The sequence below is a fragment of the Salipiger sp. HF18 genome (assembly GCF_011806505.1).
Classification (GTDB): Bacteria; Pseudomonadota; Alphaproteobacteria; order Rhodobacterales; family Rhodobacteraceae; genus Salipiger; species Salipiger thiooxidans.
The window spans coordinates 1-5,432 of record NZ_JAATOS010000281.1 but is presented as its reverse complement, the minus strand read 5'-3'; the positions used below and the strand labels follow the sequence as shown (position 1 = coordinate 5,432).

5 protein-coding genes and 1 pseudogene are annotated in these 5,432 nt (G+C 64.7%); 5 read left to right on the top strand and 1 reads right to left on the bottom strand.

Annotated features, from left to right (window positions below; translation table 11 throughout):
• Positions 1-776: pseudogene (locus HC022_RS18455) on the top strand (DNA-directed RNA polymerase subunit beta'); the annotation flags it as partial.
• A 150-nt stretch (positions 777-926) separates the two neighbouring features.
• Positions 927-1,832: a DMT family transporter gene (locus tag HC022_RS18450; protein ID WP_167453401.1), complete on the top strand. Its 906-nt coding sequence runs from the start codon at positions 927-929 to the stop codon at positions 1,830-1,832.
• Here the strand turns inward: HC022_RS18450 and HC022_RS18445 are convergent.
• Positions 1,808-2,608 carry a glycosyltransferase gene (locus HC022_RS18445; RefSeq protein WP_167453400.1) on the bottom strand — a complete coding sequence of 267 codons (801 nt, stop codon included), beginning with the start codon at positions 2,606-2,608 and terminating at the stop codon, positions 1,808-1,810. The genes HC022_RS18450 and HC022_RS18445 overlap by 25 nt on opposite strands.
• Positions 2,609-2,974: 366 nt before the next feature.
• On the opposite strand from HC022_RS18445, the gene rpsL reads away from it, so the two are divergent.
• The 3 genes from rpsL to fusA all read left to right on the top strand — a co-directional run.
• Positions 2,975-3,346 (top strand): 30S ribosomal protein S12, encoded by a 372-nt coding sequence (gene rpsL / locus HC022_RS18440; protein WP_008883423.1) that lies wholly within the window; start codon positions 2,975-2,977, stop codon positions 3,344-3,346.
• Between the two features lie 12 nt (positions 3,347-3,358).
• Positions 3,359-3,829 carry a 30S ribosomal protein S7 gene (gene rpsG / locus HC022_RS18435; RefSeq protein WP_008883123.1) on the top strand — a complete coding sequence of 157 codons (471 nt, stop codon included), beginning with the start codon at positions 3,359-3,361 and terminating at the stop codon, positions 3,827-3,829.
• A gap of 30 nt (positions 3,830-3,859) precedes the next feature.
• The coding region (fusA, locus tag HC022_RS18430; RefSeq protein ID WP_167453399.1) for an elongation factor G at positions 3,860-5,432 on the top strand (1,573 nt) is incomplete at its 3' end.

Genomic DNA, 5,432 nt, shown 5'->3' with positions numbered 1-5,432 from the left:
AGGACTACAAGAACAAGCGCCGCATCGCGATCGAACCCGCCGACGATACGCTTGAGCCCAAGGAATACATGATCCCCAAGGGCAAGCACATCCCGGTGGTCGAGGGCGACTACGTCCAGAAGGGCGACTACATCATGGACGGCAACCCGGCGCCGCATGACATCCTGGCCATCATGGGTGTCGAGGCTCTGGCGAACTACATGATCGACGAGGTGCAGGACGTGTATCGACTGCAGGGCGTGAAGATCAACGACAAGCACGTCGAGGTCATCGTCCGGCAGATGCTGCAGAAGTGGGAAATCCACGACTCCGGCGACACCACGCTCCTCAAGGGCGAGCACGTCGACAAGGCGGAGTTCGACGCGGCGAACGAGAAGATCGAGAAGAAGGGCGGCCGTCCGGCCACCGGCGAACCGATCCTGCTCGGCATCACCAAGGCGTCGCTGCAGACCCGCTCCTTCATCTCGGCGGCCTCCTTCCAGGAGACCACCCGGGTCCTCACCGAGGCATCGGTGCAGGGCAAGAAGGACAAGCTCGTCGGCCTCAAGGAGAACGTCATCGTGGGCCGCCTGATCCCGGCGGGCACCGGTGGTGCGACCCAGCGCGTGCGCAAGATCGCGACCGACCGCGACGCCAAGGTGATCGACGTCAAGCGGGCCGAGGCGGAAGCCGCGGCAGCGCTGGCGGCACCGGAAGCGGACGTATCGGGCAACGACGTGATCGGCGGCGACGAGTTCGACACCCTGGTGGTGGATACCCCGGAAAGCCGCGAGTAATCGCCCGGGGCCCATGGCCTGACCAAATTCTGAAAGAGCCCCCGCGGGAACGCGGGGGCTCTTTTGCGTTTGCGGCGCGGCCTTTCAGCGACTGACGCCACGTCGCTTTCGCGATGGCGCAGGCATTGTGGCGGTGCTACCGATCCGCGCATGACAACGCTTTCCCCCAACACCCGCGGTGCACTTCTGATGATGGGCTCCATGGCCGCGTTCACCATGGGCGACGCCTGCGTGAAGGCCATCGGCGAGGCCCTGCCGCTGTCGCAGATCCTGGTGATCCGCGGCAGCTTCGCGAGCCTCTTCATCGCGCTGCTGGCGTGGCGGATGGGGGCGTTGGGGATGAGCGTCCCGCGGCAGGACGGCTGGCTCATGCTGCTGCGCTCGGTGGCCGAGGTGGGCTCGTCCTACTTCTTCCTGACGGCCCTGCGGCACATGCCCCTCGCCAACGTCACGGCGCTGCTGCAGATGCTGCCGCTGACGCTCACCCTGGGCTCGGCGCTGGTGTTCCGCGAGCCGGTGGGCTGGCGTCGCTGGGTGTCGATCGGGGTGGGCTTCATCGGGATGCTGCTGATCGTCCGGCCGGGGACCGAGGGCTTCACGCTCTACTCGGTCTACGCGCTGATCGCGGTGGCCTTCGTGACGGTGCGCGACCTTGCCACCCGGCGGATGTCGGCGGCGGCGCCGTCGCTTCTGGTGACGCTGACCTCGGCCATCGGCGTGGTGATCTTCGCCGCGGCGATGTCGGTGGGGGAGCCGTGGCAGCCGCTGACGCCGCATCTGTCGTGGCTGCTGGGCGGGGCCACCGCCTGCGTCATCGCGGGCTACACGCTCTCCGTGCTGGTGATGCGCATCGGCGACGTGAGCTTCATCGCGCCCTTCCGCTACACCGGCCTGATCTTCGCGCTGCTGCTGGGGCTCGTGCTGTTCGGCGACTGGCCCAAGGTGCTGACCCTGATCGGCGCCGCGATCATCGTCGCCACCGGCAGCTTCAACCTCTGGCGCGAGTCGCAGCTTCGGCGCAGGGCCGTGGCTCAGGCGAAGATGCGGCGCACCTGATCGGCGTCGATGGCGAAGCGCTCGCGGAACAGCGCCTCGCCCGCCGCGTCGAGCCGGGGCAGCTCAACCGGCGTCACGTGCGTCTTCTGGCGCGAGTCGTTGTGGTCGTTGTGGCCCCGCACGTACATCGGCCGGGCGGTGAAGGTGACCGTCGGCATGAAGCGCAGGATCTTGTTGTGACCGAAGTTCATGATGGTCTGGCGCACGCCGGGCTGCACTGCCATCGCCTGCGCCACGCCCCAGAACGGGGTGACGGTCTCTTGCGCCAGGATGCCCTCGGAATCGGGCCGTGCGATGAAGCCGCGATTCCAATCGAAGCCCACCAGCCGGTGCTTGCCCAGAAGTGACGTGACGTCGCGCGCGGCCTCGCGCAGGGTGGCAACGAAATCCACCGCCACCGCATCGTCGTCGTCATGCCGGAACTGCAGGCAGGGAACCGCCATGTCGCGGGCCTCGTTGATCACCTCCTGGCAGACCGCGCGGTGCGGGGCAGGGGGGCGGGCGACGATGCGGGCCTGCGGAAAGTCGGCCACCAGAGCCTCGAGCCGGGCGCGCAGCGCTGCGGGCAGGGAAGAGCCGACGAGGATCAGGAAGGTGAAATCCGGGTCCGTCTGCGCCTTCAGACCGGGCAGGCAGATGGTTTCGAAGTGCCGGAACCGCTCGCCCATGCGGGCGGCAGAGTAGAGATACGCCTCGCGCGTGGCGATGTCGTCGTGCTCGACCTGGAAGCCGCCCTCCGCGGGGTACGAAAACCGGCAGAACCCGACCACTTGCATCCGGTTCGCTCCTCTGAAAGATAGGCACCGTCTGCATCGCATTGCCGCTTTGACGTGACAAGCACCGGCTTATGTTGACAACCCCCGCGACTCCCCCTATACGCGCCTCAATTCGTCGGGGCCTTAGTGCGTCCGGCGCATTCTACAGACTGAAGCGGTCAAGATCCGGGCCCCGGCCCCGATCCTCTGGACACCCACCGCGTCGTTCCCTTCTGGGAGCGTATGCGGTGCTTTGCGTCGTCTCTGCTGACCGCCGGGGACAGCGCATCGCCGGTGACCTGCGGACGCGCAGGGCGCCTTGAAATTGGAACCCGCACGGGACGCCCCGTGCAGCACATATGTGAGAATACGGGGAAGAGACCCACAATGCCCACGATCCAGCAGCTGATCCGCAAGCCGCGGCAGCCCAAAGTCAAACGCTCGAAGTCGCAACACCTGGAGCAGTGCCCGCAGAAGCGCGGCGTCTGCACCCGCGTCTACACCACCACCCCGAAGAAGCCGAACTCGGCTATGCGGAAAGTCGCCAAGGTGCGCCTGACCAACGGCTTCGAGGTCATCAGCTACATCCCGGGTGAAAGCCACAACCTGCAGGAGCACTCGGTTGTGCTTATCCGCGGCGGCCGTGTGAAAGACCTTCCCGGTGTTCGTTATCACATCCTTCGCGGCGTGCTGGACACGCAGGGCGTCAAGGATCGGAAGCAGCGTCGCTCCAAGTACGGCGCGAAGCGTCCCAAGTAAGAGGATACGGAAATGTCTCGTCGTCACGCTGCAGAGAAGCGCGAAGTCCTGCCCGACGCCAAATACGGCGACAAGGTGCTGACCAAGTTCATGAACAACCTGATGATCGACGGCAAGAAGTCGGTCGCAGAGAAAATCGTCTACAACGCGCTCGACCGCGTCGAAGGCAAGGTGAAGCGCGCGCCGGTGGAAGTGTTCCACGAGGCCCTCGACAACATCAAGCCGTCCGTCGAAGTGCGTTCGCGCCGCGTCGGTGGTGCCACCTATCAGGTGCCCGTCGAAGTGCGCCCCGAGCGTCGTGAAGCGCTGGCCATCCGCTGGCTCATCACTGCTTCGCGCGCCCGCAACGAAAACACCATGGAAGAGCGTCTTGCCGGCGAACTTCTCGATGCGGTGCAGTCGCGTGGTTCTGCCGTGAAGAAGCGCGAAGACACCCACAAGATGGCCGACGCCAACAAAGCGTTCAGCCACTACCGCTGGTAACCGAAAAACCCTCCGGAAAGGCAGTCCATCATGGCACGCGAATATCCGCTGGAGCGCTACCGTAACTTCGGCATCATGGCCCACATCGACGCGGGCAAGACGACGACGACCGAGCGCATCCTCTACTACACCGGCCGTTCCCACAAGATCGGCGAAGTTCACGATGGCGCCGCCACCATGGACTGGATGGAGCAGGAACAGGAACGCGGTATCACCATCACTTCCGCCGCCACCACCACCTTCTGGCAGTGGCAGGAAGATCCGTCGGCCGAAGGTACGTCGGATACCAAGTTCCGCTACAACATCATCGACACCCCGGGCCACGTGGACTTCACCATCGAAGTCGAGCGTTCGCTCGCGGTTCTCGACGGTGCGATCTGCCTTCTGGACGGTAACGCAGGCGTCGAGCCGCAGACCGAAACCGTCTGGCGCCAGGCCGACCGCTACAAGGTTCCGCGTATCGTGTTCGTCAACAAGATGGACAAGATCGGTGCCGACTTCTTCAACTGCGTGAAGATGATCAAGGACCGCACCGGCGCGACCCCCGTGCCCGTGAACTTCCCGATCGGTGCCGAAGACCAGCTCGAGGGCATCGTCGACCTGATCACCATGGAAGAGTGGGTGTGGAAGGGTGAAGACCTCGGCGCCTCCTGGACCCGTGGCCCGATCCGCGACGAGCTCAAGGACCTTGCAGACGAGTGGCGCTCGCACATGATCGAGAACGCCGTCGAGCAGGACGACGACGCGATGGAAGCCTACCTGGAAGGCGAAGAGCCCGACGTGGCGACCCTGCGGAAGCTGATCCGCAAGGGCACCCTGTCGCTGTCCTTCGTTCCGGTCCTCGGTGGCTCGGCGTTCAAGAACAAGGGCGTCCAGCCCCTGCTGAACGGCGTGGTCGACTTCCTTCCCGGTCCGCTCGACGTGCCGCCCTACATGGGCTTCTCGCCGGACGACGAGAACGAAGAGCGCAACATCGCGCGTCACGCGTCGGACGAAGAGCCGTTCTCGGGTCTCGCGTTCAAGATCATGAACGACCCGTTCGTGGGCTCGCTCACCTTCACCCGGATCTACTCCGGGACCATGAAGAAGGGCGACTCGATCACGAACTCGACCAAGGGCAAGAAAGAGCGCATCGGTCGTATGATGATGATGCACTCGAACAACCGCGAGGAAATCGAGGAAGCGTTCGCAGGCGACATCATCGCGCTGGCCGGTCTCAAGGAGACCACCACCGGTGACACCCTCTGCGCCCAGAACGCGCCGGTCGTGCTTGAAACCATGACCTTCCCCGATCCGGTGATCGAGATCGCGGTCGAGCCGAAGACGAAGAACGACCAGGAGAAGATGTCCCAGGGTCTGGCCCGTCTGGCCGCCGAAGACCCGTCCTTCCGCGTCGAGACCGACCTCGAGTCCGGTCAGACCATCATGAAGGGCATGGGTGAACTTCACCTCGACATCCTCGTCGACCGCCTCAAGCGCGAGTTCAAGGTGGAAGCCAACATCGGTGCCCCGCAGGTGGCCTATCGCGAGACCATCGGTCACGAGATCGAGCACACCTACACCCACAAGAAACAGTCGGGTGGTTCGGGTCAGTTCGCAGAGG